Here is a 26661-nt window from a genome sequence, read left to right on the forward strand (position 1 = left end):
TTAAATGACTCGATTTGACCATGACGATTGGAATGTTTTAAGCTACCCTCTCAGTAAGGATACAAATCCAGTCTGAAACCCAGCTGCCCCATTCCTCGCTAAATCCGGCCATTTCTGGAGCCGTAATATCTTTTTTATATTTTTCCACATCAGAAATCAGGATCTCCTCAATAATTTGGTAGGCAGGCATGCTTCCATCCAAGGTAGCAACCGTCTTATAATCGTGGAATTCTTGAATTGATTCCACTCGGCCAGCAGCAGGATGATTCACTTCTATTGACCATTTTTCATATTCCTCCACTGTTTTTCCAGATGCAAGATTGAAAAGAAAATACGCTTTATATATCAACACAAAAACCTCCCCGCTTTAAATTAGCTTTTATTAATTTCTTTGGTTCCCCTTCCAATAATGAAAGGGGGATCATTCTATTTATCTTGTTTTTGTTTGATAGCTTTTAAAACTTTTTCTGCAGTGATAGGCAAATCATGAATGTGCACACCAATGGCATCCGCCACTGCATTTGCAATTGCTGCTGCTGGCAGAATAATTGGAGCTTCCCCTACACCTTTAGCGCCATATGGGCCAACCTTCGATGAACTTTCCACTAAAATGGTCTCAATTCGAGGTACGTCCATGATTGTAGGCATTTTGTAATCAGTCATATTTGGATTCAAGACAAATCCATCTTTGTAAATAATCTCTTCAGATAAGGCATACCCAATGCCTTGGACTACTCCACCTGTAATTTGTCCTTCTGCACCAGTCGGGTTGATGGCAAATCCCACATCTTGAGCGGCAACATAGCGGGTAACCGTAACTTCTCCAGTATCAGGATCCACCTCAACCTCAGCGGCATGTGTATGAAACGATGGGAAATTAAAGACTGGATACACACCGCCCTTGATTGTACTTGTATCATACTCTGTCGGCTGAATAATAAATGAACCTCTGCCCAGGATAGGTCCGCCGTTCCAGACCCGGTCAGCGGCAATTTCTGCCAGGCTTATGTTTGTCGTTGGATTGTCTTTATCATAGACTTTCTTATTTTGAAGTTCTAAACTTTCCAATGGAATATTCATTTTTTCGGAAGCTGCCTGGAGGACTTGCCATTTAACATCCTGTGCTGCAATTTGCGCTGCGTTTCCGACATTAAATGTAGTACGGCCTCCCTGGGCACCAAAGTCAAAAGGAGTTGCATGGGTATCCCCAGTAACGAGACGTACATCGGTAATGTCTAATCCCAACTCTTCTGCAACAATTTGAGCCACACCCATTGTTATTGCACCAGTACCGATTTCCTTGCCGCCAGTGATGAGTACAACAGTTCCATCATCATTTAGCTGGACGTAAGCACAGGATGAGCCGCCGGCAGAGGTCCATATTGCACAAGACAACCCACGGCCCGTATACTTGGGACGAGGCTGATCCATTTCTATCTTTTCAACTACTTTCGTTATTGTTTCTTCCATGCTTACTGATTCCAAAATTTGCCCTGTAGGGCCTAAATCCCCATTTTTTAATGCATTTTGCTTTCGCAGCTCTACCCTGTCAAAATTCAATTTCTCCGCAATTTTATCTAAATGTGATTCAATAGCATAATAGGTTTGTGGCGCTCCCGGTCCGCGATACGCACCACAATTGGCCTTGTTGGTATATACTGCCAGAGAATCTACTTTTACGTTTGGGATATTGTATGAACCTCTTATTACCAAAGCCGCTACCGATGCAATTACAGTATCATCCCCACTGTAAGCCCCTGCATCCAAGATTACCTTTCCCTGACGGGCAATGATGGTTCCATCCTTCATGATCCCGGTTTTAACGTAGATAACAGACCCTTCACGAGGTGCTGCTGCTTTCATTTCTTCCTCACGATCCCAAAGGTACTTTACTTGGCGGCCTGTCTTGCGGGCGAGCAGTGCGACAAAATGCTCTACACCAAGATCAAGCTTTCCGCCAAAACCGCCGCCAACACCAGTAGAAATAACTCGAATCTTACTTGTAGGCAACTGAAGAATTTCAGAAAGGTTACCAAGAAGGCCAAACGGGTTTTGCGTACTTGATGTAATGACTACTGTACCATCTGCCTCAACATGTGCCATACCTGCCCGTGCTTCCAAATATCCTTGATGGGCCATTTGGCTTGTATAACGGTCCTCAAACACATAATCTGCTTCTTCAAAGGCTTTTTCTACATCTCCCAAATCAATACTGGCATGAGTACACACATTGTCGTAGCGAATCAAGGCCGGATTTCCTGTATATTCTTTCCAATCAGGGTGCAGCAAAGGAGCCCCGGGCTTTAGTGCCTCTTCTGGATCAGTGATTACAGGCAGCGGTTCATACTCAATTTCGATTAAATTTAGTGCTTTTTCAGCAATTTCACGGGTGTCTGCAGCTAATGCAGCAATAGCTTCTCCGTAATAACGCACATAATCACGTGCAAAGACAACCTCATCTTTCAAGGTGTGTCCATATCTGATATGTGCAGGGATATCTTTCGCAGTCATTATTGCACGGACACCTGGATAAGCAAGTGCCTTACTGATGTCCAATCGTTTAATCCGACCGTGAGGGATTGAACTGCGAAAAACCTTGCAGTGAAGGATGCCTGAAGCATCCAAATCTGCACCATAGACAAATTTTCCTGTTACTTTATCTGGACCATCCAGCCGATTAAGGCGTTTGCCGACAACTGTAGTTTCCTGTACTTTTTCCTTATCCTTTGTGATCATTTTTTCTCCCCCCTCACACTTTGTTCAGTTTACGCAGTTCAGAGGCCGCCTGTTTGACTGCATCCACGATACCATTGTAGCCCGTACATCTGCATAGATTTCCAGCCAGATAGCTGCGTATCTCCTCTTCCGTTGGATTTTCGTTCTCGTCCAATAAGGCCTTTGCCGACATAATAAACCCAGGTGTACAGAAACCACATTGCAATCCGTGACAATCAACAAAGGCTTTTTGTATGGGATGGAGTTCCTCGCTGGCCGCGATTCCTTCAACAGTGATAATTTCCTTTCCACGGGCGGCAACAGCTGGCAGCAGACAGGAATTTATTGTTTTGTTATCCAGCGAAACCGTACAAACTCCGCATTCACCTTCACGGCAACTTTCCTTCGTACCAGTAAAGCCAAGATCTTCCCGAAGTACATCTAGCAAGGTACGATGCGGTTCAATCTCTACATAGTAATCACTGCCATTGACTTTTAACGGAAGTGGAACCTTAGTCATACTAACTCTCCTCTTTTCTTATTTAAGAAATCTTTGTTCCCGCATTTGAATCTTGTAAGATGTCCAAGCATTGTATTAACGCTTTTCGTACCATCGACTCAACTAGCATACGCCGGTACTCGGCAGATCCCCGCACATCTGAAATCGGGTTACAATCGTTTACTGCAGCTGCGGCCGCAGTTTTTATCAGTTCCGTCGTGATTACTTTTCCTTGTAATAAATCTTCAGCACTATGGGCACGAACAGCAGTAGCTGCAACTGACCCAAGACCGATCCGAACATCTGCGGTACCATTTCGATTTAATGTCACCCGTGCGGAAACTGAACATAAAGAGATTTCCATCGCCTTTCGTCTCCCCGCCTTTAGGAAGACTGTAGCTGTATTGGGTGATACTTCAGGTATTTGAATGGAAGTGAGGAGTTCCCCTTGTTCCAGATTAACCTTTCGAGGCCCAAGCAAGAATTCTTGCAATGGAAGTGATCGGGCACCCTTTGGACCTTTTAAATTCACCATTGCATCCAGGACTAATAACACGGGAGGAGTGTCAGCTGCAGGTGAAGCATTGCACAAATTCCCGCCAATGGTTCCTAAATTCCGTACCTGCACTCCACCAACCGTTGAGCATGCCTGCTTTAATGCTTGCAGAGATTCTGTTATTAGTGGAGATTTCTCAATTTCCCTATGTGTGACTTGAGCACCAATTTCAAGATTTCCTGTTGCATTCTTATAGATTCCAGTCAACTGCTGTACACCATTAAGACTGATTACATGTTTTGGATCCACCTTAAATCTGGTGAGAAGTACCATCAGATCAGTTCCGCCTGCCAGCAATTTCGCATCGTCGCCATACTGTAACAGAAGACCAATTACCTCTTGAACCGTCTTGGGTTCGTGATAAACAAAAGACATGTTACACCCCCAGAATAATAACTTTAGAATTTTCAAACTTTTCCCTATACTTTCTTGCAATTTTCATGCCACTTCACAAGGATTTGTTCATTATGTTTAAGCATTTCCAGTGATAGAACAAAAAAAAGAAGGGGTCATAGTTTTGCACCCCATCTCTTCTCATCATTATTTCTCTTTCTCACCGTTTTTCTCATCATTTCTCATGAGAAACTCATTACAACTTCTTTATTTCAATCAAAAAATAGGAGGATAACATTATATCAACGGAAAAGATCCATTTTTCTGGGCCGTACTAAATCTTTACTTGAACCATTTCCTTCAGGATAAGAATAGCCTTTTATGACAGCAATTGGAATGCCATCACTTTTGCCCATTACCAGTTCAGAAGCAGCTGCAATCTGATCGGCTATAGCAATTTCAGTGGCCTTTAATGTATATCCATATTGGTCGGACTGTCCTGTATAATCTTTGATTGCAGGCATACCGCTGACACCAATAGCTACATTCGTCTGCCCCATTCGCCAAGGCCGTCCAAATGTATCGGAAATGATTACGGCCAGCTCTGCTTTATAATGCTTTTCCAATTCTTGCTTAATGGCTGCTGCAGTTGAGTCTGGATCTTCTGGTAAAAGTAACGCCATATCTTGATTTTCAATATTTGAACGATCAATACCTGCATTTGCACATATAAATCCATGTTTTGTTTCCATTATGAGTACATGATCAGTAATCTTTACCGGACTAGCGGACTCACGAAGAATTAATTCTATTTCATTCGCGGTTTTATCCGATGATTTTGAAAGCTGGATCGCCAGGGCTGAAGGTTCTATATCCTTTACAGAGACCAGACGTCTTTCAGCTTTTGATACGATTTTTGAGGTGATAACGACAATATTTTTGTGCTCCAATTTTTGCCCTTGTTTTTCAAGGGCGCTAATGATAAGTTTTGCCAGATCATCCCCTTCCCGTACCTCTGGCAACCCATGTATGCCGAACATTTTCAATTCGTTCATGATACCACTTCTTTCAACCTTAATTTGTCTAAAACCTGTTGGGAATGTATGTATTCATATGTTTTTGTACCTTTTCCCAATTCATGGATCATAAATAAATCCGTTACGGTATCGATATCATAGGATAATAGTGGTGCGGTACCTATGTGATATTCATAGCCAGCCTTAAATGCACTCAGACAGTGCTTTTCCAGGCTGTACATTCCGAATGCTGTGTCAATAGCGGATGGCGGTGTCAATAAGAGTCCATTCGTTCCTGTTCCGTTCTTGCATGGAAAGACGGTGACTGGTGCCTGTCGTTTTTGTGTGATGATCATATCAATTTCTTTTACCGTTATTAAAGGTATATCTGAAGGCAGAATCAATAATTCATCCACACGTTCATGCAGGGAATCCACTACTGCTTTAATAGCTTGATTCATCCCAGATACTTTTTCTTCATAATACAGATTGGCACCAAATTTCGTCGCCAGCCCCATCGCATTTGGGTCACAAGTCACTATAGAGAATTCGTCAATAGAGGGTACTTCGGAAAGGACGTTTAATACGTCATATAGCATTGAATAAGCAAGACCAATCCGTTGTTCAGCAGAGAGTATGCCAGTTAGTCGAGTCTTTGACCTATGCATGGGTTTTTGTAAGACTACAACTGAAATCATAGACTGGTCCTCCTCATAAAACTGCCTTGGCATTATGACTGGCAGCAAACTCAACAACTTGATTTGCTAACCCCACCTTTTTTTCATCCGAATCCATGATGGTATCTGTAACCAGAACCTCCAAACCTATTTCTTGCAATGCACTCAAATGCTTCTTATCTTGAAGATCGATAATGATCCCATCTAATAAATCCCCATAAAATTCAGCAATTCCAATTGGAGATACTTCCATATCCATATCTCTCATCATTCGATCAGCAGGACCTTTGATTACCCCGCCATTTACAATAGGGCTAATTGCATAAACCTTGGCTTTGCTATTTTTTATTGCTTCCTTCATTCCAGGCACTGATAAAATCGGCCCGATACTCACCAATGGATTACTAGGGGCAAATAAAATAATGCCGGCTTCGGAAATCGTGTCAAGTACGCCAGGTGAAGGGGAAGCTGTAGTCGATCCTTCATATTCAATATTTAAAACTTTGTCAGACATTCTTCGCTGAATTAAATATTCCTGAAAATGAAAGCGGCCATCTGGTGTATGAATGTACGTAGCAATTCGATCATTCGACATCGGGAGTATTTTTAATGAGACTCCTAATCTGTCACATAGTTCTTTTGTAATTTCAGTCAATGTGTAATTTCCCTTTAATAAATGGGTTCGGTAAATATGTGTAGCTATGTCCTTATCTCCTAAATTAAACCAGCAATCCTGGCTATAAAAGTCTTTTAAAACATTTTGTGTGTTATACGTTTCATCTTTGAACCCCCAGCCCTGCTCGTGAATTAAGCCAGCAAGTGTATAAATATTAATATCAACGTCGGGGGAAACATAAAGTCCAAACCTTTCAAAATCATCTCCGGTATTAATAATAACCGTTACATCTTCTTTATATCGGGAAGATGCCAAGCCTTTCACAAATTTCGAACCTCCAACCCCTCCTGCTAACGTAACAATCATTATTTACAACACCCTCTCTTCCAGATGAGATTCATTTATATTTAAATATTCAGAAAAGACTATCTATTTATATAGTATCATATTAATTATGTAAAATTGGCTTTGATGTTAATTTTTTCAAGTTTTATAAGGACTTTACTGTATATTCAATTTGATTGATTCTTTGGGCTACCAGTAAGTCTTTTCCAGTTACACCGCTCGCGGATGCAGTAGAAAGTGAAATGCTGACGTCAAAATTCGTAATGGATATTTGAGGATAGTGTTCTTCCTTTTCTGTGTATTGAGTTACCAAATAAACAAAATGCCCCATTTTTTCAAAGCTTGAAAACGAAAAATTTTTCGTAACCGAAGTATTTCCAACATGTTTCCATCCCGGAAATTTAGATATATGAGTAACGATTGTTTCCACTGGCAACGTCGCCATTCGTATTCCTCCTCAAATCTGATAAAATTATGTATTTTTCTCATCTATCCTTTGCATGCTAATTATATATGCAAAAACGATGCCAATTGTGGTTTGACAAACCAACCTTCTTGATGCGGACAATAATAAAAATGGTCCCCACCTAAATTAGATGGGGACCATTTTTATCAATTATCATTGATTAATCCAATAGTAATATCTCAATTATCGTACCTTTCTTATAAGCGCCTTCTCCACCAGGAAGTATTATTAAGACATCCGAATTAGCTAAAACGGTAACATTACTTGATTTATCAACCCCAGAACTTGAAACTAACAATCTGCCATTTTCGAATGACACCCTTCCCCGAACAAAACGTGTAAAAGAATTTGGCACCAGGAAGTCGGAGTCCAAAATGGCTTTTATTTTTTGTAAATGTGGATTTGCTGATCCAAAATACGTTTTTAGCCATGGCCGGACAAATAGCTCAAAGCCAACAAAACATGCAGATGGATTACCAGAAAGTCCAAATAAAAGCTTGCCATTGAACTCAGCCACTGTTGTTACACTTCCTGGCCGCATTGAAATTTTATTAAATAAGACATTTGCTCCCAATTTTTCATAGATTTCTGGTAAAAAGTCATAATCCCCTACTGAAACACCACCAGTGGTAATTAACACATCTACTATTTCCAAAGCTTTAGATACAGCCTCAAAACATCGTTCAAAATCATCTTCTAAATTACCAAAATTCTTTGGTTCTGCTCCAACTTTTTTAATTTGTGAAATAAGCATATGTGAATTACTATTACGAATTTTACCTGGTTGAAGTTGTTCATGTACTTCTAACAACTCTGTTCCAGTTGCATAAATACCAACAACAGGTTTTTTTATAACAGGAACTTTGGCATAACCAAATGTTGCCAACAATGCTTTCACACCAGGATCTACCCTTCTGCCCTTTTCAATCAGTAGAGTTCCTCTTTGGGTATCATCACCCTTAAAGGTGATATTATCACCACTTTTAGAAGGCTGGTTAATTACTACATACCTTTTATTATCCCTGCTTATTTCTTTCGTCAATTCCAGCATGACAACGGCATCCGCACCCTTTGGCGTTTTTGCACCAGTCATGATTCGAATCGCTTGCCCGGCTTTTATTTCCCTGGTTGCAACTATACCGGCACCAATCTCTTCAATAACCTCTAACTCCACAGGATTATCCGGTGAAACATCCCTTGTGTCTGCAGTATGTATCGCAAATCCATCTACTGGTGAACGGTCAAAAGGCGGTACATCATGGTCTGCTTGTAAAGGGATGGCCAGATACCTGCCATCACTTTCCTCTATTGAGACATACTCAACGTCACCGAGTTTCGTATGTTCCAGCACTTTATTCAATGCCTTATCAACTTCAATGACTTTTCGAACAGTTAACATCCCTATCACACCTTTGGCGAATTTTCTTCCATCTTAACAAAAATCGATAATAAAATTGAAAGTAATTTTAACAAAAAGAAATATGTTTATATATTCATCAAACCCATTTCTCGCGTAGACAATGGCACGAGAAATTTTCAGAAAAAAGAAAAACCAAAACACCTAAGGTTTTTGCAGGGTTGAGATGGTGGTTAATGTAATTTCTCATTTTCTCAGTAAGAATTTCTCAAAACAATATTGAATTTTCTAAAATTATATAATATTCTAATAATAAATCCATCAGAAAGGAGAGCCCTATGGCAGATATTCAAGACTTAAGTAAATTAATGGCTAATCAGATTCTCTCTTTTTCCGAAAGCGCTTTCGTAACGATTGGGGTGTATAATTCATTGGGCCAGCTAGTGGCCAGTGCTGGTGAGCATGCTAACCTCTTACATAAGAATGCTTTTTTAATAAGCAATCATATTCCACAATTAGAAACTTTCTTGAAATGTGCCATAGACCTGAGTTACGAAGCAGCCATAGTTGTAGATGCAGATGAACGGCTTGCAGCTGTGAATGAAACTGCCGCTTTTTTACTTAATAAACCAAAGGATAGCCTGTTCAATCGGAAGCTTAATGAAGTCGTACCAAAGAAGGTAATGGAAACTTTTCACCTAGGCCGAGCATTCAAAATTTTGGATCTCGAGGGGCTTCGCTGGGAAGGCCGCCCCATTATGGAAAGTGAAGATATACAAGGAATGTTATTGCTCTTAAGAAAAGCTAATAAAGCGAATAATCGTAATACGCAACATAAACCACGCTTTGGATTAATGGATATTCGGGGTACCAGCAGAGCTATAACCTTAATAAAAGAAAAAGTTCAGCGTATTGCCCCGACAGAACTTAGCGTTTTAATTCGGGGAGAAAGTGGAACTGGTAAGGAACTCTTTGCTGGAGCCATCCACTCTGAGAGTTTTCGCCGGGAGGGGCCTTTTGTGGCTGTCAATTGTGCAGCATTGCCAGAGAATCTAATAGAAAGTGAACTCTTTGGATACGAAGATGGTGCATTCACAGGTGCTAGGAAGGGCGGGAAACCTGGAAAGTTTGAACAGGCTAATGACGGAACCCTTTTTCTTGATGAAATTGGAGAAATGCCCTTATCCCTGCAAGCTAAGCTGCTGCGTGCACTACAGTTTAAAGAAATAGAGCGGGTTGGTGGAACGAAGCCAGTGTCTGTTGATATTCGTCTTATAGCTGCAACGAATAAGCCGTTGGAGCAGATGATTGAAGAGGGTACTTTCCGTGAAGACCTTTATTATCGGCTAAATGTAATACCCTTGGATATTCCACCGCTTAGGGAACGGATTGAAGATGTCACCGTTTTACTGGAGTTATTCACTAAACGCGTTAAATTTAATAAGGGAACTGGTGCTATCCGCTGGAGTGCTGAAGCACTTAATGCTATTTACAAGTATCATTGGCCAGGAAATATCAGGGAACTTGAGAATGCTGTAGAGTATGCAGTAAGTATGAATGTTTCTGACAGAATTGAAATCTCTTGTTTGCCCGAAAGAATTATCAGGTCTGTACAATCTGCGAGTCAAAGCCAGGCAGCTACACTAAATACACGTACTTTTAATTCAAAAACACCTATGGTTAAACAACCAACACTCCATTCCTCCAACTCTGATATTACTCCACTTAATGGAGAGACGAAAAAAACACGTGATGAGTCTCCTCCGACAGCTAACTCAATTTCACAAGAAGAGATTGAGGCCATTCTTGATGCTTTGGCACAATACGGTACTACCACAAAGGGAAAGGAAATGGCCGCCCGAACATTAGGGATAAGTCGCGCAACGATGTATCGTCGCTTAAAAATAATAAATTCCCTTGGTTATTTTAAAGAAGAGATTAAATAAATGACCAACTATAAAAAACATATTCTTTTGTCCACACTTTATACTCCCACAATCAAACAAAAACTAGTAAAAAGATTATGCCCAATAAAATACCTACTAAAAGGGGAAGAATTATATGTCAATATATAAACTAGCTTTTCTCGGTATGATCGGTGCTCTTTCATTTGTTTTAATGTGGTTTGGTTTTCCAATCCTCCCTGCTGCTCCCTATTTGAAATTTGAACCTAGTGATGTTCCATTAATGATTGCAACTATTGCGTATGGCCCTATTGCAGGAATATTGGCTTTAACAGTAAAAAATCTGATGTACTTCTTATTGCATGGCAGCAATATTTTCGGTATTTTTATGAATTTTATGGCCTCGGCTACTTTTTTGCTTGTAGTATCCTTTGTAAACAAAAAAATGAATATGGCCGTTGCGGGTGGTGCTGGGGCGGTTGCTATGGCATTGGTCATGATTCCTTTAAATTTGATCATCGTTCCATTGGAATTTGGTATTCCCTTTGAACAAGTAAGTTCTTTATTACTGCCTGTGTATATTCCTTTTAACTTAATTAAGGGATGTTTTAATACGTTTTTATTTATATTATTATGGTCTGTTTTAAAGAACCGGGCTGTAGTACAACTAAAATTTAAATAGATTTATAACGTACTATTAACGCGGCAAAGCATTGGGGGTCAGTCCCCCAGCCCGTTTTACTAACAAAAGTTTTTAAAAACTAAACTGGATCATTTCCCTGTTGAACTAAGACAGGAACCTGGTGCTTTTGGGACATAGAAAATACTTCGAAAACTGCCAAGCGATAAAAGGCGGATAGTGAAGGAATTTTTTATATAAGGATTAAAGAGCATCCGAAAATGCGCGGTCTTAATACATGCCAGGAATGCTGTTTTTCAATTCAATACTGATGCCTGAGCATTACTCACTCTTCTCCGAGGTTATTGTCCGCTCTACTGATAAAATCTTGTATACCTTAAGTTAGCGATTACTTACAAAAAGTAATCGCCAACGGTCTTTTCCTATAAACGAACAACAAATTTATAAAACATTTTATCAACGTTTAATCCGGCAGCTCCTCGACATCAATGTTTTCGAACCCATTCTGTTTCATAAAACCTGTGTGCAGCGGTAAATTGAGGCGTGGTTCCCAAAAATTTCGCTTTGATTGATTTTTCCTTCGCCCTTTCGATGGTACGATTTAATAATAGATTTTCCGTATTATAAGTCGATCCTCTGAATTCCTTCTTTACAAACTACTTCCTTAAGGCAGCATGGCCATCTTCAACCTAAAGCTGATAATACCTACTACTTTATCATCATAAAGTCTACCCAAAAATTCCCCTTTTCACTTTGATAAAATTCTTCTTTACAATCATCCTGTTGAATCCTTGCCCCCTGTTCATTTCTTTTGTTACTAACCGTAGATTGCTGGTTGTCATTCCCTCTTGCATTTTCATTGTCATCCGTGCCATTGCATCCGATTAAACTTACAAAAAGTTTCATTAAAAATGAATGACGAAAAAAGATTTCATATATTTATTCCTCCTAACTCTGTGAATTGATGGAACAAATCTAGGTTCTGTATACATAACAATCTTATCAATGATCCGGTTAAAGTTTTCCATTATGGATAGGTAAAACCCACTCCGAAGATTGTTTCATTCATTGATTTAAAAACTCACTGTTATTTTCACTGGGTGTCGTTCGGGACGATTTCATTTATTCAGGCAGGTAAGATTCCCTATACGGATACTTGTTTTTAGTACTTGCCATCTATGCTGGTGATAGTTAATCGGAATTATTTTCTGAATATTCTGAACGAACGGTGGAATTATCTCTTTTTTTCTCCTATGTTAAAAAAGAAGACATTTTGAAAGAGGAGGAATTAGATGGTACACATAAGCAGATTGATTGACTAGTCTCTATTACTGAAAATGTAAAATTACCTTCCTAGTTAAAACAATGTTACGTTTTCTGACATAACTGTAGAAAAGTTCCCAATTTTGTATGACTATTATTCTAGTGAAAAAATTAAGGGAGGAATTCAGTTGAAAAAATCTTTTTTTCGACTTTCACTGCTATTAACAATCTGCTTAACTTTTACAACGGCAGCTTCTTCTGTCACTAGCACCGATGAAACCAAAACACCAGCAAAACAAATACAGCTGAAGAATGAGTCGAATTACGTCCTTACAGAACGTACAAAGCCTTCACACATTTCTACTTTAAAAGCTCCACCTCACCCCAAGACCTCACAATACAGATTTAACATCCAGGAAGCTACGATCTCTGAAATTCAATCCGCCTTGAAAAGGAAAAAAATTACGTCAAAAGAGCTTGTACAAATGTATTTAGACCGGATTAAAATGTTTGACGACCAGGGACCTAAAATTAATGCGATTATTACGGTGAATCAAAATGCTGTTGAAGCCGCTCAAGAATTGGATAAAGAACGGAAACAAAAAGGACCAAGGGGACCATTGCACGGGATCCCGATTATTGTAAAAGATAATTATGATACTGCTGATATGCCGACGACAGCGGGATGTATTTGTTTAAAAGATTCCATTCCTGATGATGATTCTCACCAAATTAAAAAATTAAAAGAGGCAGGGGCGATTATTTTAGCAAAATCGAACCTCCATGAGTTTGCATTTGGCATCACAACTGTAAGTTCCGCAGGAGGACAAACGTTAAATCCTTATAATCTGGAAAGAAATCCAGGCGGATCAAGTGGTGGTACAGGTGCGGCGATTGCTGCTAATTTTGCAGCAGCCGGTCTGGGAACCGATACTGGCGGTTCCATTCGTATTCCTTCTGCATTTAATAGCCTGGTAGGAATCCGGCCGACAATTGGCCTTTCCAGCCGTGACGGCATTGTTCCGCTTGCACTCACGCAAGATGTCGGTGGGCCAATGGCCAGAACCGTTGCTGATGCAGCCATCTTGTTGGAGGCAACTTCAGGGTATGACCCAAATGATACCAAGACTGCCTGGAGTGTTGGGGAAACGGAAGGGGATTATATTAAATCATTAGATCGAAAAGGGCTGCAAGGCGCTAAAATCGGAGTGATAAGGGATTTATTCGGAAAGCAGCCTGAAAATGTGGAAGTTAACCAAGTTACAAATGAAGCAATCGGGGACATGAAGAAGTTAGGGGCGAAAGTGATTGACGTTAAAATACCTGAGCTGGATAAAATCTTGGCTTACCCAAGCTTGAGCAGCTGGGAATTTAAATTTCAATTTAATGATTATTTAAAATCACTCGGGGAGGATGCGCCATTTGACTCCCTAACTGAGGTCATTGAATCAGGACAGTTCCATCCTTCTTCAAAAAGCTCGTTAATCGCAAGGGATCAAGTAAAATCATTGGAGGAAGAAGAATATAAAGATATTTTGTTATTCCGGACAAAGCTCACACAGCAATCTTTATTAAAAGTGATGGCTGACGAAGATTTGGATGCGTTCGTTTATCCAACCTCTTCCCAGCCGGCCCAAGTCATCGGCAAGGGACAAAATTCCGGAAGTGCGAATCGACTTAGCGCCTTTTCTGAATTCCCGGCGATAACCGTACCTGCAGGATTTACATCAGAAAATTTGCCAGTCGGGATAGAGTTCCTAGGAAGAGCATTTAGCGAACCCTCATTAATTAAACTAGCGTACGCTTATGAACAAGGAACTGAACATCGTAAACCACCGTCTACAACACCTTAATAAAAGTTGAATTATATTTATTAACACTAATCACGTTGAATTATTTAGTAATTAAAAATCGTAGTAGAAGAATGTGGAATGCGAAAAATGCAAAAAAGTACCGTTTCACTAGTCAGAACTATTTTGTGGTTGCTAGTATATTGGTGCCTGATTTTGAAAAACACGTATTTGGGGGGTGGCATTTATGCCCCCCTTCTCTAATTGGTCTCAAGAGAGGACTGTTCATGAGCGAAATAACCACAAGTATTCCACAAAATAAAAAGACACCCGTAACTTAGGATGTCTGAGTCTCTTCCTTGATATCCATCCAGATTACATTCTCCAGGTTAATCGCGACTCCCTTAAAATTAACCTAACTTCCTTGACTTAGTAATTGATCTCTGACTTTCTCCTCAGAGACAGACTCTACTTGAAATTCTTACGTTTTTGATTTACAAATTCAATATATACCGTGAAGTTTGGCATGATCTCATCCTTTTAATTCTTACTATGCCAGATGCTGAGAATATTTTTGCAATCAGGCGGCTTTTCCTGTTATCGAACAACATATTTATAAAACTTTTTATCAACTTTGAGTATTGGGAAACTGTCCGGCAGCTCCTCGACATCTATGTTTTCAAACCCATTCTTCTCATAGAACCGGTGCGCAGCAACAAATTGAGGTGTTGTTCCCAGATATATGGCTTTTATTGACTGTTCCCTTGCCCATTCGATGGCACGATTCAATAAAAGATTCGCCGTATTATACGTCGATCCCCTGAATTCTTTCTTTACAAACAGCTTTCTTAAGGCAACATGGCTGTCTCCAATGTCCAAAAGACTGATGGTACCTACTACTTTCCCGTTGTAAAGTGCTACCCAGAAATTCCCCTTCCCAGTTTGATAAAAGTCTTCTATCTCAAATAAATCGGGCTGATCGTCCTTCGTTATCGGTACATTGTATTCTTCTTGCTGGATCTCAAGGATTAAATCCACTACTTCGGTTTGGTATTCACTTGAATATTCTTTTATAACAGGGCCTAGTGTCATAAAACACTTCCTTCAAAATATTTCAACTAATGTGTGTCTGGGGTTATGTATTGCTTTACTATTGGTGGGAGATATCTGTGCCATTACATCCGATTAGACTTAACAATAATATCAATAATAATGAATGGCGAAAAAAAGCTTTCATACATTTATTCCTCCCTCCTGTATAAAATGATGGAACAAATGTAGTTTTTGTATGCTAAAAAATCTTATTCATCACCGTTATGGAAAGGTCGGCTCTCCTTTTCCATTTAAATGTTACACAAAAAATTCTGATTATTTTTTGCACGATACATCGGCAATCCTGCTATTGTGATGCTGAAAAAACTCGTAAACCCTCAAAAGAAACAATAATCCCCCCTATTAGTAAAAAACCTGACGGTATTTGTTCGGTCTAAAGGGAAGGGATACGCTTGTGTAGTGTAGAAAAATAATGTCACAGGGACAACCCTAACTTTCCGGAAAGGTAGTGACAAGTTATGTTTGTTTCAAACATCCGTCTAGAGAACAGGACACAGTTGTTCACCGTATTTAGCCAGATGCGAAAAGCGAGGATGCCGGAGCTGCAAAGAATCCAGGAGCAAACTGAAGAACCACAGTTACGAATGGCTCGGGATCAGAAAATGCGTGACATGATGAGTCAAACCGTGAATGCAAAGGGTGAGGGTGGTCCAATCCGAATCAGTGCAGAGGACAAGAAAGGAACATGTGAGGTTTATTCTCCGTCTAGCTTAGATTTTATTGGTCCGGGTGATTGATTGTACATTCCAACAATAGAAAGGGGGGGATTAACAAAGGCACAACAAAAACCGAATATCCAGACCTTCCACCTGTGTATCGCACGAACGCCAGTGCATACCAGTACACGGAACTTTAGCTTGGAAGAATCTGTTTTGCATAAAAGGTTTTACCGCTCTTAGTAATTTAGATGAGCTTTTCCCTAAATGGCTCAATTACATGCCAGTCCATTCTTGCTCACTAAATGGATTATAGGTGATTTAAACAAATATGATGTCAGGCATAGCAGCTGACACATTGAATAAAGCCGACCCACTGCTAATCCTCAAATTAAACCTATTGTTGTGAGGGGGATCCCATCTATATTCACCCATTCGCGGCAACAATTTAATATATTCTGTCTTTTCAAGGGCTTCGAAATTGAAGCCTTTTTTGTTGTAGAATTTTTAGGAAATATATGATCTTTCTTCACCTTCTCACCTCTTCATTCATTGCCCATTGCGCTTTACAACATGAGGCTTGCTCATGAACCAATCTTAAAAGAGCATGTTTTTTACAGTAAAATGCGATTATCCGGGAAGATAATCGCTCTTGATCCTTTCTATTCTTACTTTTTAAGATCAACTTCTTTAAACCCACTTCCTGCATCCACATGCATTTCACTTGGCTTTGTTTTTGAAATAATTCTCCCGTTGCGAACTGAATAGAGAATGGCTGGCTGCCTGCGGATCATGTCATATTCGTCAGCTGCGTCGATTACAATAAAGTTCGCAGATTTTCCTTCTTCCACTCCATACACGTTCTGCACATTCAAAGTCCTTGCACTATTGGAAGTGATAAGGTCTATCGAATTAACAATCTCTTCATAGCCCAGCAGCTGACATATATGAATACCCATATGCAACACCTGCAACATGTTTCCGGTTCCCAATGGATACCATGGATCTAAAATATCATCCTGCCCAAAGCATACATTCAAATTAGCTGCCAGAAGTTCCTTTACACGTGTAATACCCCTGCGTTTAGGATAGGAATCGAAGCGTCCCTGTAGATGTATATTCACTAATGGATTAGCAATAAAATTAATATCAGCCAGCTTTAAAAGCCTAAATAGCTTGTTGGCATATGCATCGTTATAAGAATGCATCGCAGTGGTATGACTGGCTGTGACCCGGCTCCCCATGCCCGTTCGATAGGCTTGTGCAGCAACTGTTTCAATGAAGCGTGAATGGCCATCATCTGTTTCATCGCAGTGTATATCCACTAGCCGGTCATATTTTTGTGCCAGTTCAAAAACAATTTTCACCGATTCTACTCCATCTTCTCTAGTTAATTCATAATGAGGAATGCCGCCGACAACATCAGCTCCCAGCCGGAGCGACTCCTCGAGTAACTCCTGGCCGCCTGAAAATGATAGTATGCCTTCCTGGGGGAACGCGACGATTTGCAAATCAATATAAGGTGCCATTTCTTCCTTCACTTCAAGCATAGCCTTCAATGCAGTAAGCTTTGGGTCGGTTACGTCTATGTGTGTCCGAATATATTGTATACCCTGTGCAAGCTGCCACTGAAGAGCCTTTTTTGCCCGGGATTTTACATCTTCTGCAGAGAGTGATCGTTTACGCTGCGACCATCTTTGGATGCCTTCCAATAATGTACCGCTATTGTTCCATTCTGGTTCTCCTGCTGTTAAGGCACTGTCCAGATGAATATGCGGTTCGATGAATGGGGGGAGGACCAATGAACCCTTAATATCTAAAGCTTCTTTTGCTTCGCTGTCCAGATTTTTGCCGATGCGTTCGATTTTCCCATCAACAATCTCAAGGTCCCAGGTTCCTTTCTTATTTCTAAGGCTTGCATTTTTGATAATCATACTCATATTGCCTCCTTTGTTTCCGTTTCTATTGTGGAAGCAAGTTTTCTTTGGATCATTGAAGCAATCAGATAAAATCCTGCTGAACCAATAACGGCATTAACGGAAGGGACACCTGGTATAAATTTAGCTCCAATCACCCCGATGATCCACGCTATAATGGCGAGCCAATTCACTGACTTAAATGTCATCTTCTCGAATTCCTTATATTTACCACGGTTTAGAAGGAAGAAATCTGCCAACAATATCGCACCGATCGGTGGAAGCGTCAGGTTAAGGAAATTTAGGAAACCAACGAAATTGTTATATAGCCAAAGCGCCATGACAGTACCCAAAATACCGTTAAATATGACAACTTTGCTTTTCTTTATTTTTGTAATATTGGAAATGCCAAGTCCTGAGGCATATAGGGCGTTATCGTTAGTAGTCCATATGTTCAAACCCAAAACAATGATCGCCGGCAATATCAAGCCTTGTAAAAACATGACTTCGGATACATCAGCTACCCCAGTAGAAATCGCTCCGACCGCCCCGAAAAGAAACATCAAAGAATTGCCAAGAAAGAATGCGATGACAGTGGTGATAACTGCACTCCGTTTTGTTCTTGCAAATCTCGTAAAGTCAGCAGTCAGCGTCCCTCCACTGATAAATGAGCCTATGCATATAGATAAGGCTGCTGCCAATCCAATTGATTCAGTGGGCGAATATGATAGAATCCCGTCTACGCCTCCAACTGTCTGTGTAGCTTTAAAAACAGAAAAACTTCCTAAAATGACGATGAGCGGAACCGAAATAAAACTGATGACAGCGAGTGACTTCATTCCAAAATAGGCTGAGGACGACATTAGTATCCCAGCTAAAATGATCAATATATAAGTATCGATTCCAGTCACCTTCTGCACGGGTAATGCGAACATGGCCACCCCTACTCCGAACCACCCGATTTGCGTTATACTCAGCAGGAATGATGCTAAATAAGAGCCTTTTTCACCAAAAGCATATTTCGTTAATAAATGTGTAGATAATCCCGTTTTGGACGCTGCGTAGGCCAAGGCACCTGTATAAAGTCCGAGGAGCAGATTTCCGGCCATCACAACCAATAAAAATTGGGTAAAGTCCAGACCGGTGCCAATCGTGCCTCCACCCATCATACTTGCTGAAAAGAATGTAAAGCCCAGCATAACGACCATCATGTTCCAGAAACCAATACGGTGATTTGTCGGAACCGCCCGCAAGGAAAATTCCTTATCATTGTTTTCTTTTGACATAAAAATCCCCCCTGTTTTTATTTTGAATATTCTGACTTCTGGATTCAAACTAAGATCGCTTCCTCTTGAATGTTTCACCTCCCAAAAAAAGCCCGGGAAGAATTTTTACATTCTTCACCGGACTTTTCCTTCCAAGTGGGGCATTATTCCTGCCACTTTTCTCGGACCAGGCTTTTTCAGTGAATGAAAAACGGAACCCTAGAAAAGGTTTAATATATTTTTATAGTACAAAGCTAAAATAGCCCCTTCAATAAATGTGTTAGATTTTCTGACATGTTTTTTCCACGAGTTCTGCCTAGACGCAAACTGTGTTCCTGCATGATGGACGATACCTATATTTCTTTTTAATTTGGATAAAATGCTTATTCCTCTTCACACTCTTATACCATTTCATATTTTCCAGCGCGGCTTCAATTTCCACGTGTTACTATTTATGAATATTCAGAAGTAAAAACCATATTACCCCTAAACATAAAAAATACCCCTATTCGTGAACAAGAAACCCATGTCGGACTCACGCAAAATCATTAAGTCATTCCTATACCTTCAGTTTGTTGAAATGGTCTATTATATTCATTAGCGTTTGCTTAACCTATTCAATTTTTTAAGCAAAGTTATAAGCAAAAAAATCTGCATAAATATTGAACCTTGGTGATTTATTTTGTGTTACCCATGTATTTCTCGGAACCGTGGATTCGGTTGTATCGGTAAATCCACGGTTCTTCAATCATTTGGCATGAGTAATATACAAAACGGTAAACAATTAAATACGTGAATTGATCAACTTATAGTTCAACCTTTACTCTTCCCCGCCATCAAAGAAATCACCAAAGTCCCCTGCCTCATCATTTGAATCAAACAAATCCTCCTCCACACCAAAGGCATCCGCTGCCCCCTCGGCCATGCCGCCAAAATCAATGCCATCTACGATTTCGCTTAGCAGCATACCTCCTAATACACCCGCTGCCAGTCCGCCCACCATGCCTCCAATGCCACTTGCCATGCCGCCTCTAAATTGATGGGATGGGTAGGAAAAAGGTTGTCGGAATTCGTCAGGGCGTGCCAGTACTTCAGAAATCCGTTCGTTGAAGAAGTCGGCAAGCTTTTGTTCATCCTCCAACAGATCATTCCGTACCAGGAATTCAGTTTTTGCTTCTATTTCCTGAAAACTATTGCGGCAATCAACTTCCATCCAAACACGTATTCCGTCTGCCTCGTTGGCAAACCGCATTTCAAGTTCGTGTATCTGTCCTGTAAAGGATTGCGCAGGGAAAAATACAAATTCTTGTCCATATGAATCGATTCTTCCTGAAGTCGATTTTTCCCGGAAACCTAAACGGTCAAGGGCATTAAACATTGTTTGCAATCGTTGTGGGGCGGTAAGCACCAGGTAATCAAGGTCTGTACGGTCTACCCCGCCTTCTATATCCAGGAAGGTATCAAAAAAATAAGAGATTGACCCTCTTGTTAAAGGCAGGTCAGTTGGAATTGTATAATGAAAGGGAAAACGTTTTTCCTGTCTGGCTTCAATGCTGAATGCCCCGCTTATCGGTACAGAGTCTACTTGCCTAGAGGCAGCTTCACCCCGTCTTGTGTTAACCCTCATCATGAAGCGTACTGACAAATTGCTGATTTGCTGCGTTACCTCTCCCCCTTGTATGATAAATTCCCCATTTAAAGTTTCACCCGGCTTGTAAGGCCGGTTTTCAAAACGTAAATCAACTTGTGCAGCACCTTTGCCCATCTTCGCCATAAGTTTCTTGAACAACCTGAACACTCCAATCTCGCTACTATTTTGGTGTATTTGTTCATCTTCTTTATATTCCATATCTTTTAACATTTAAAACCTAAATAAACTGATAAATTTATATACCGCAGTCTGCCTGCCAGGCCATTATATCCACCTACCAGAAAGAACACTCCCAAAACCAATGCAGTGATAACCGCACCCCAAACAATCGGTTTTTTCAATTTAGAAGGTATCATTTTTCTCCTCCTTTCGCTCTCGATGTTTGTAGTTTAGTAGAGAGTGGTGAAAACTTGGTGAAATTCGAAAATTGAAAAAGTACTAGATAAGAATCATGGAGAAAAAATAGAAGGAGGTCATTATAATGAGGAGGATCATAAAAAAAGTTCCAGTCCCTCTTGCTTTTCGCATGGAGGGTTGGAACCATAAGGCTAAGATATAATTTTAACCATTAAATGCACTTTTAATTTTTCTTTAATGGCCTTCCAACCGAAACGAAGTGTTTAATGTTTCCATCATCATGGGACACAGGGGTTAAACCAATTTCCATTGAAATCCAATGTCCACCTTTATGCAGCAATCTGTATTGACCATGTCCGGCATTTCCGGTAGTCAGCATATACTCCCTAAGCTTTTGAAGGCCTGGTAAATCAACTGGATGAACATAATCTTCGATACTTTTGCCAGTGAGTTCCTCCATAGTGTATCCCAGCACTTTTTCATGCGAAGGGGAAATGTACTGCAATTTTAAATCTTTATCGACTATGCGGACTAAGTCTGTGACATTTTCTGAGATTAGCCGATAATGATATTCCGTTTGTCTAAGGGCTTCTTCCACTTTCCGCCGTTCCGTTATGTCAACACATGATCCGATTACCTCCACTACCTTGCCGCCGGATTTAATCTGGCTGAATACCTCAAGGTAATGAATGCCATTGATTTCTCCTTCATACGTAACGCGCTCGTCCCCATTCCAGGCCCGCTCATAAAATGCAGTCTTTTCTTTTGCAACTTCATATGGGAGAAACTCAGAAAGCTCCTTGCCTATGACTTCATTGGGAATGAAACCCATCCGATACAATAACTCGCCATCACATAAAGTATGAATAAACTTGTTATTTATCTTTTTATATTTTAATATCATCCCCTGTTGTAACCGTACCGTATTGTTTAAATCTTCCCGAGCTTTCCGCAGCATTTCATCGGCCCACTGTCTTTCATTCTTATCTTGTGAAATCCCGTTTTGCTCCACAATGGATTCAACTTTATCGATGGCTGCTTGAAGTTCTCCGACGGATAAGGGTTTGCTTATTAAATATCCCTGCCCTTCATCACAAAAATACTGCTGCAGGAACACAAGCTGTTCCTTCGTTTCAATTCCTTCTGCTACAACAGTTAGATTAAGGTTATGAGCCATTGATATGATGGTTTTAACTATTGTTTCATCGTTCGGATTCTTGTATAGTTCCCGGATAAACGACTGGTCTATCTTTAGCGTGTCAACAGGGAATTGCTTCAAGTAGTTTAACGAACTGAAGCCGGTCCCGAAATCATCTATGCTTATTCGGACACCCAATTTTTTCAGGCCGTGCAACGTGGTGATCGTGTGTTCAATATCAGCCGAGACACTCTCTGTAATTTCGATTTCCAAACATTGGGGCTCGACCTGGGTTTCTGTTAGGATCCTTTCAATCGATGTGACAAAATTGGATTGAACGAACTGTGTAGTTGATATATTAACTGAGATAACAATTGAGAGCCCTTTTTTCATCCATTCTTTAACCTGTCTGCATGCAGTGTAAAGGGCCCATTCTCCGATTGGCAGTATTAAACCCGTTTCTTCTGCGATCGGAATGAATTCCGCAGGTGATATCATCCCTATTTGAGGATGGAACCAGCGGATTAATGCTTCCGCTCCGACTATTTTCCCTGATTTCAAACTAACTTTCGGCTGGTAGTGCAGCACAAGTTCATCTCGCTCGACTGCTTTATGAAGATCCATTTCCATTGTTAAAGGATCAATGAGAGAGTGTCGTTCTTTCGAATAGAAAAATTCAAATGTGTTCTTGCCTGCTTTTTTAGCTTGATACATGGCTGTGTCAGCATTCTGTATCAATTTCTCTACAGTCTCTCCGTGATCAGGGAACAAGCTGATACCGATACTTGTAGAACTGAAGACATCATGATTATTCAAACGAAACGGTACCGAAAGCACTTGAAGAATCCTGGCAGCAATCTTGGATGCAATACTCCTATTTGCTTCTGTCAGAATAATAATGAATTCATCGCCGCCCTGGCGAAAGACGAAATCATTTTTCCGTATAATATTTGTCAGTCGTTCAGACACCCCTTGCAAAAGTTTATCTCCAGTTCTATGGCCAAGAGTGTCATTTATTGTTTTAAACCGGTCAAGGTCCAGGAATAAGACTGCTAGACTTTGACTTTTACTTGAAGCAGCCGAAAGTTGTTCCGAGAATAGGGAATATAGCATATTCCGGTTTGGCAGCCCTGTCAAATAATCTTGGTAGGCCATGGATTGTAAATGATTTTCATAAATTTTTCTCTCACTAATATCCCTTGCCACAATAATGATATGGTCGACGTCACCATCGATACCATAAACACTGGAGAAATTAACTTCAAACCATATGTATTCCCCATTGCTGTGCCTGCACCTGAACTCAGCTTTTCCCAGTTCTTTTTGCTCGGAAATCATGTTATGAAATATTTTTTTAACAGTAGGGAAATCCTCTCGGTGCACGATACTGACAAAGTCAAACTCTCCATACTGAATTGTTTCATAGCCCAACACCCTGGCGAAGGAAGGTGATACATATCTTACTTTGCCGTTTTCATCAAGCATACCTATCAAATCTTTCATATTATCAGCAATCAAACGGTACTTCTCTTCGCTCAACTGTAATTCTGTTTCAGCTTTTTTTCGTTCACTGACATTGCGGCTGACAATAATTAAACGAAGCCGGTTTCCGTCTTCATCAAATACAGGTGTCTTCATGACCTCCCAAACCTGCTGCTCCCCATCAGGTCGTTCAACCGTTTTTTCAACTGTTAGAGTCGAACCTTTTCTCCAAGCCAGTTCATCGGTTTTTATATTATAGTCGAACGATTCTTGATACTTAGGTTTCATGATAGCAAGATCTATATCTGTTTTTCCTTTATAGTCTAAGTCCCTTAACTCATATAGATCTAAAGCCATTTGGTTTGCTAAAACATAGCGGCCTTTCTCATCCTTCACAACGATGATTTCCGGAATTAAGTCTATTAAAATATGGATTTGCTGCTCACTTACCTGTAAATCACGTAGTTGTGCTTGACCAAAAGACTGTTGACTGAAGATGTCCAGAAAAAAATTGGAATTTTTCATAATTTCTTTTATTTCTCCTTCCTGGTCCTTAACACTAGAAAGATAATGAACTAAAATTTCAACTCTTGCGCTTTGTAAAAGTTTCATTCATAACATGTCAATGGTAATGAAAATAAAAAACACACAGCCCTAAAAAAGGAGCTGTGTGTATGAATTCCGAAGCCCTTTTTCGGTAACTCAGCCACCATAGCCATAGCCTTAGGTCTGAAGCTTTGCGTCCTTACCTTTCGATAAGTTTGCCTTTATCGGTTTAAGATGGGTTTACTATAACCTATACTTATGACTATTTAACCAAAATGTGGGTCTAAAGTCTATATAATCCTTTATTATTTCAGAATACATCATTAAAGAACTTGATACGGGGACACTCCTGCATTTTTCTTAAATTCCTGAATTTTGCATCGATTTAGCCGATCGGGATGTTAGCGCTTTTCTCCTACATGCTTTATTGTTACCCAATACTTTCCTCTCATAATCCTTCTTGTGTCGCTGAAAAAATTTATATCTCCCATGTATTAAAAAGTAGATGGCCCTGCTGATATATAAGCGGACACATTTAATTTAAATCGATAAATCAAGTGAAATGGTCAATATATTTTGAATTTTCTATCAATAATGGGTAAATTTGGTTATAATATAGAAATAAGCGGTGTTGTTTTTACCTATTACATAGGGGGATTTAAAATGGTACCAGAACAAAAGCCCAGTTATCTTTATATTTTGACCGGCATGCTAGTTTCACTTGTTGCTATTTCATTTGCAAGGCTGGCTTACGGTGTTGTTCTCCCATTCATGAAGGAGGGACTTTCCATCTCCTACAAAATGGCCGGGCTGCTTGGTACGATTACTTCTTTGGGCTATCTGGTCACAGTCATGTTTGCCGGCGTCGTATCCACCAAATGGGGAGAGAAAAGGGCCATACTTTGCGGATTATCCCTGATTACGATTGGCTTCCTGAACCTTTCCTATACAGCTTCCTATATATACAGTTCGATATTTATGTTCCTATTGGGAATTGGAACGGCTTTTACCTTTACACCCCTCATTTCTGTACTGATCCAATGGTTCCCTGCCCAGCGCGGGCTTGTGATCGGTTTTGTCAATAGCGGGGCAGGTATTGGAGTATTTATTACGGGTGCACTCGTGCCATTTCTTCATAGTCTTTATCCTGAAACGGACTGGCGGATCACCTGGAGGATCTTTTGCATCCTTAGTGTCCTGGTTTGCCTAATGGTGTTATTGATTATCAAAAACCCTCCAATGAAGAAAACTGCAGCGACAGAGCCCCCAGTACTACCAAGACAGATTTATACGGATCGGAATGTGATAAGAGTTGCGTTGATCTACGGTGTTGTGGGACTGACCTATATTACCCAGTCCATTTTCATGATGAGTTTTATGCTCGATGAGGGGCTGAAGGCGCAGCATGCAGGAAAGCTTATAGCGATTGGCGGCATCCTCTCGATTTTGAGCTCGCCGATCTGGGGAGGAATTTCGGATCGACTGGGCAGGAAAAGTGCCTTGCTTCTGGCTATGGCTTTTAATCTTTTATCCACGATTGCCCCTATCCTAATGCCGAATTCCTTTGGATTTACCGTAAACCTGCTCATCCAGGGAATCGTGAATACAGGCGTATTTACCATGGTTCAAACTTTAAGCACGGAACAGGTCCATCCCCGTTATGCGACCTTATCCTTTAGTTACGCCACGTTTTACTTTGCCGTGGGCCAGTTCATTGGTCCTACACTGGCAGGTTTAGCCATTGATTATGTAGGCTTTACAAGCATCTTTTCCCTTTCGGCTGTATGGATGGCCGCAGCCCTGTATTTAGTCACCAAGGTTCCTACAAAAACTGAACTTCAAACTTCCATGTCCATTGAACCTGAAAAAGGTAACGTGAATATTTAATAACATTGATACCCGGTTTATTATAAATCGGTTCTCCTTGAAATGGCAGGGTTGATAACTTTTTAATTCTCAGCCTGTTTCACCCCCATTTTTTTTTAAGAGTATTGAACGATTCAGCTTTAATCTTTAATTTTATATAAAAGCCAGATAGTACCCAATATTTATCCCGCCTCTGCCACAGATGAAATTCGGAGATTGGTGGAAGACTGAAGGGGAGATTTTTCCTTATTAAAGTTTTTTATACCCATAATGTACCCAATCTCCTTTTACCATTAAATTATGCAGTAAACCGTTATAATAAAAAAGAGCGAAAACCCTTAGTTCTTCAAGGATTTTCACTCATTGAATGATTCTGACTTGGATCATGCCTTTTCATGATATCGGTCGGATTATGATGCCCATGCAGCAATGATCATATCAGGTTTCAGATTTACCATGGAATTAACCCCTTTTTGATTACGGCTGCTTGTGAT

The 26661-nt window shown here is 40.3% G+C and carries 21 protein-coding genes and 1 riboswitch; of the genes, 5 read left to right on the forward strand and 16 right to left on the reverse strand.

Translation table 11 applies throughout. From position 1 onward, the window contains the following. Positions 1-37: 37 nt before the first annotated feature. The 9 genes from D0466_RS04380 to D0466_RS04420 all read right to left on the reverse strand — a co-directional run bounded on the left by D0466_RS04380 (position 38) and on the right by D0466_RS04420 (position 8622). Positions 38-349, reverse strand: coding sequence for a hypothetical protein (locus D0466_RS04380; protein WP_117321328.1), 312 nt, complete (start codon positions 347-349; stop codon positions 38-40). A 77-nt stretch (positions 350-426) separates the two neighbouring features. After that, positions 427-2736, reverse strand: a complete 2310-nt coding sequence (locus tag D0466_RS04385; RefSeq protein ID WP_117321329.1) for a xanthine dehydrogenase family protein molybdopterin-binding subunit — start codon at positions 2734-2736, stop codon at positions 427-429. 13 nt (positions 2737-2749) lie between these two features. Then, entirely contained in the window at positions 2750-3235 is a 486-nt protein-coding gene (locus D0466_RS04390) for a (2Fe-2S)-binding protein (protein ID WP_117321330.1), read from the reverse strand. A gap of 22 nt (positions 3236-3257) precedes the next feature. After that, on the reverse strand, positions 3258-4145 hold the full coding sequence (locus D0466_RS04395; protein WP_117321331.1) for an FAD binding domain-containing protein: 888 nt from the start codon (positions 4143-4145) through the stop codon (positions 3258-3260). Between the two features lie 260 nt (positions 4146-4405). Further along, on the reverse strand, positions 4406-5158 hold the full coding sequence (gene cofE / locus D0466_RS04400) for a coenzyme F420-0:L-glutamate ligase (protein ID WP_199484503.1): 753 nt from the start codon (positions 5156-5158) through the stop codon (positions 4406-4408). Beyond that, entirely contained in the window at positions 5155-5817 is a 663-nt protein-coding gene (gene cofC / locus D0466_RS04405) for a 2-phospho-L-lactate guanylyltransferase (RefSeq protein WP_158555825.1), read from the reverse strand. The genes cofE and cofC overlap by 4 nt, the downstream gene beginning before the upstream one ends. A 13-nt stretch (positions 5818-5830) precedes the next feature. Beyond that, positions 5831-6778: a 2-phospho-L-lactate transferase gene (gene cofD / locus D0466_RS04410; RefSeq protein ID WP_117321334.1), complete on the reverse strand. Its 948-nt coding sequence runs from the start codon at positions 6776-6778 to the stop codon at positions 5831-5833. Between the two features lie 124 nt (positions 6779-6902). Further along, positions 6903-7202, reverse strand: coding sequence for a 4a-hydroxytetrahydrobiopterin dehydratase (locus D0466_RS04415; protein WP_117321335.1), 300 nt, complete (start codon positions 7200-7202; stop codon positions 6903-6905). Positions 7203-7383: 181 nt separating this feature from the next. Continuing rightward, positions 7384-8622 (reverse strand): molybdopterin molybdotransferase MoeA, encoded by a 1239-nt coding sequence (locus tag D0466_RS04420; RefSeq protein ID WP_117321336.1) that lies wholly within the window; start codon positions 8620-8622, stop codon positions 7384-7386. Positions 8623-8918: 296 nt separating this feature from the next. Here D0466_RS04420 and D0466_RS04425 point away from each other — a divergent pair, with 296 nt between their 5' ends. Together D0466_RS04425 and D0466_RS04430 are read left to right on the forward strand one after the other, a co-directional pair. Beyond that, positions 8919-10526 (forward strand): sigma-54 interaction domain-containing protein, encoded by a 1608-nt coding sequence (locus D0466_RS04425; protein WP_233522530.1) that lies wholly within the window; start codon positions 8919-8921, stop codon positions 10524-10526. A gap of 115 nt (positions 10527-10641) precedes the next feature. After that, entirely contained in the window at positions 10642-11166 is a 525-nt protein-coding gene (locus D0466_RS04430) for an ECF transporter S component (protein ID WP_117321337.1), read from the forward strand. Positions 11167-11832: 666 nt separating this feature from the next. Here the strand turns inward: D0466_RS04430 and D0466_RS21870 are convergent. Beyond that, on the reverse strand, positions 11833-12030 hold the full coding sequence (locus tag D0466_RS21870; RefSeq protein ID WP_142919890.1) for a hypothetical protein: 198 nt from the start codon (positions 12028-12030) through the stop codon (positions 11833-11835). A 545-nt stretch (positions 12031-12575) separates the two neighbouring features. Between D0466_RS21870 and D0466_RS04435 the strand changes: the two genes are divergently transcribed. After that, a complete protein-coding gene (locus D0466_RS04435) occupies positions 12576-14240 on the forward strand; it encodes an amidase family protein (protein WP_233522531.1) in 1665 nt (554 codons plus the stop codon). A 534-nt stretch (positions 14241-14774) separates the two neighbouring features. On the opposite strand, the gene D0466_RS04440 is transcribed toward D0466_RS04435, so the two are convergent. Then, positions 14775-15269, reverse strand: a complete 495-nt coding sequence (locus tag D0466_RS04440) for a GNAT family N-acetyltransferase (protein ID WP_117321338.1) — start codon at positions 15267-15269, stop codon at positions 14775-14777. A gap of 539 nt (positions 15270-15808) precedes the next feature. On the opposite strand from D0466_RS04440, the gene D0466_RS04445 reads away from it, so the two are divergent. Further along, a complete protein-coding gene (locus D0466_RS04445; RefSeq protein ID WP_142919891.1) occupies positions 15809-16027 on the forward strand; it encodes a hypothetical protein in 219 nt (72 codons plus the stop codon). Between the two features lie 587 nt (positions 16028-16614). Here D0466_RS04445 and codA read toward each other — a convergent pair. From codA to D0466_RS04470, 5 genes are all read right to left on the reverse strand, one after another. Continuing rightward, positions 16615-17880 carry a cytosine deaminase gene (gene codA / locus D0466_RS04450; protein WP_117321340.1) on the reverse strand — a complete coding sequence of 422 codons (1266 nt, stop codon included), beginning with the start codon at positions 17878-17880 and terminating at the stop codon, positions 16615-16617. Between the two features lie 2 nt (positions 17881-17882). Then, positions 17883-19148, reverse strand: coding sequence for a cytosine permease (gene codB / locus D0466_RS04455; RefSeq protein ID WP_117321341.1), 1266 nt, complete (start codon positions 19146-19148; stop codon positions 17883-17885). A 799-nt stretch (positions 19149-19947) separates the two neighbouring features. Beyond that, complete coding sequence (locus D0466_RS04465; RefSeq protein WP_117321343.1) at positions 19948-20988, reverse strand: sporulation protein; 1041 nt, start codon at positions 20986-20988, stop codon at positions 19948-19950. Further along, complete coding sequence (locus D0466_RS22080) at positions 20982-21134, reverse strand: hypothetical protein (protein WP_158555826.1); 153 nt, start codon at positions 21132-21134, stop codon at positions 20982-20984. Before D0466_RS22080 ends, D0466_RS04465 begins: the two co-directional genes overlap by 7 nt. A gap of 224 nt (positions 21135-21358) precedes the next feature. Further along, on the reverse strand, positions 21359-24280 hold the full coding sequence (locus D0466_RS04470; protein ID WP_158555827.1) for an EAL domain-containing protein: 2922 nt from the start codon (positions 24278-24280) through the stop codon (positions 21359-21361). A gap of 168 nt (positions 24281-24448) precedes the next feature. After that, positions 24449-24531, reverse strand: a riboswitch (cyclic di-GMP riboswitch). Between the two features lie 433 nt (positions 24532-24964). Between D0466_RS04470 and D0466_RS04475 the strand changes: the two genes are divergently transcribed. After that, the gene (locus tag D0466_RS04475; protein WP_158555828.1) at positions 24965-26188 is read left to right on the forward strand and encodes an MFS transporter; all 1224 of its coding nucleotides are present in this window, start codon (positions 24965-24967) and stop codon (positions 26186-26188) included. Positions 26189-26661: the final 473 nt, after the last annotated feature.

The sequence above is a fragment of the Peribacillus glennii genome (genome assembly GCF_003429105.1).
Lineage (GTDB): Bacteria > Bacillota > Bacilli > Bacillales > DSM-1321 > Peribacillus > Peribacillus glennii.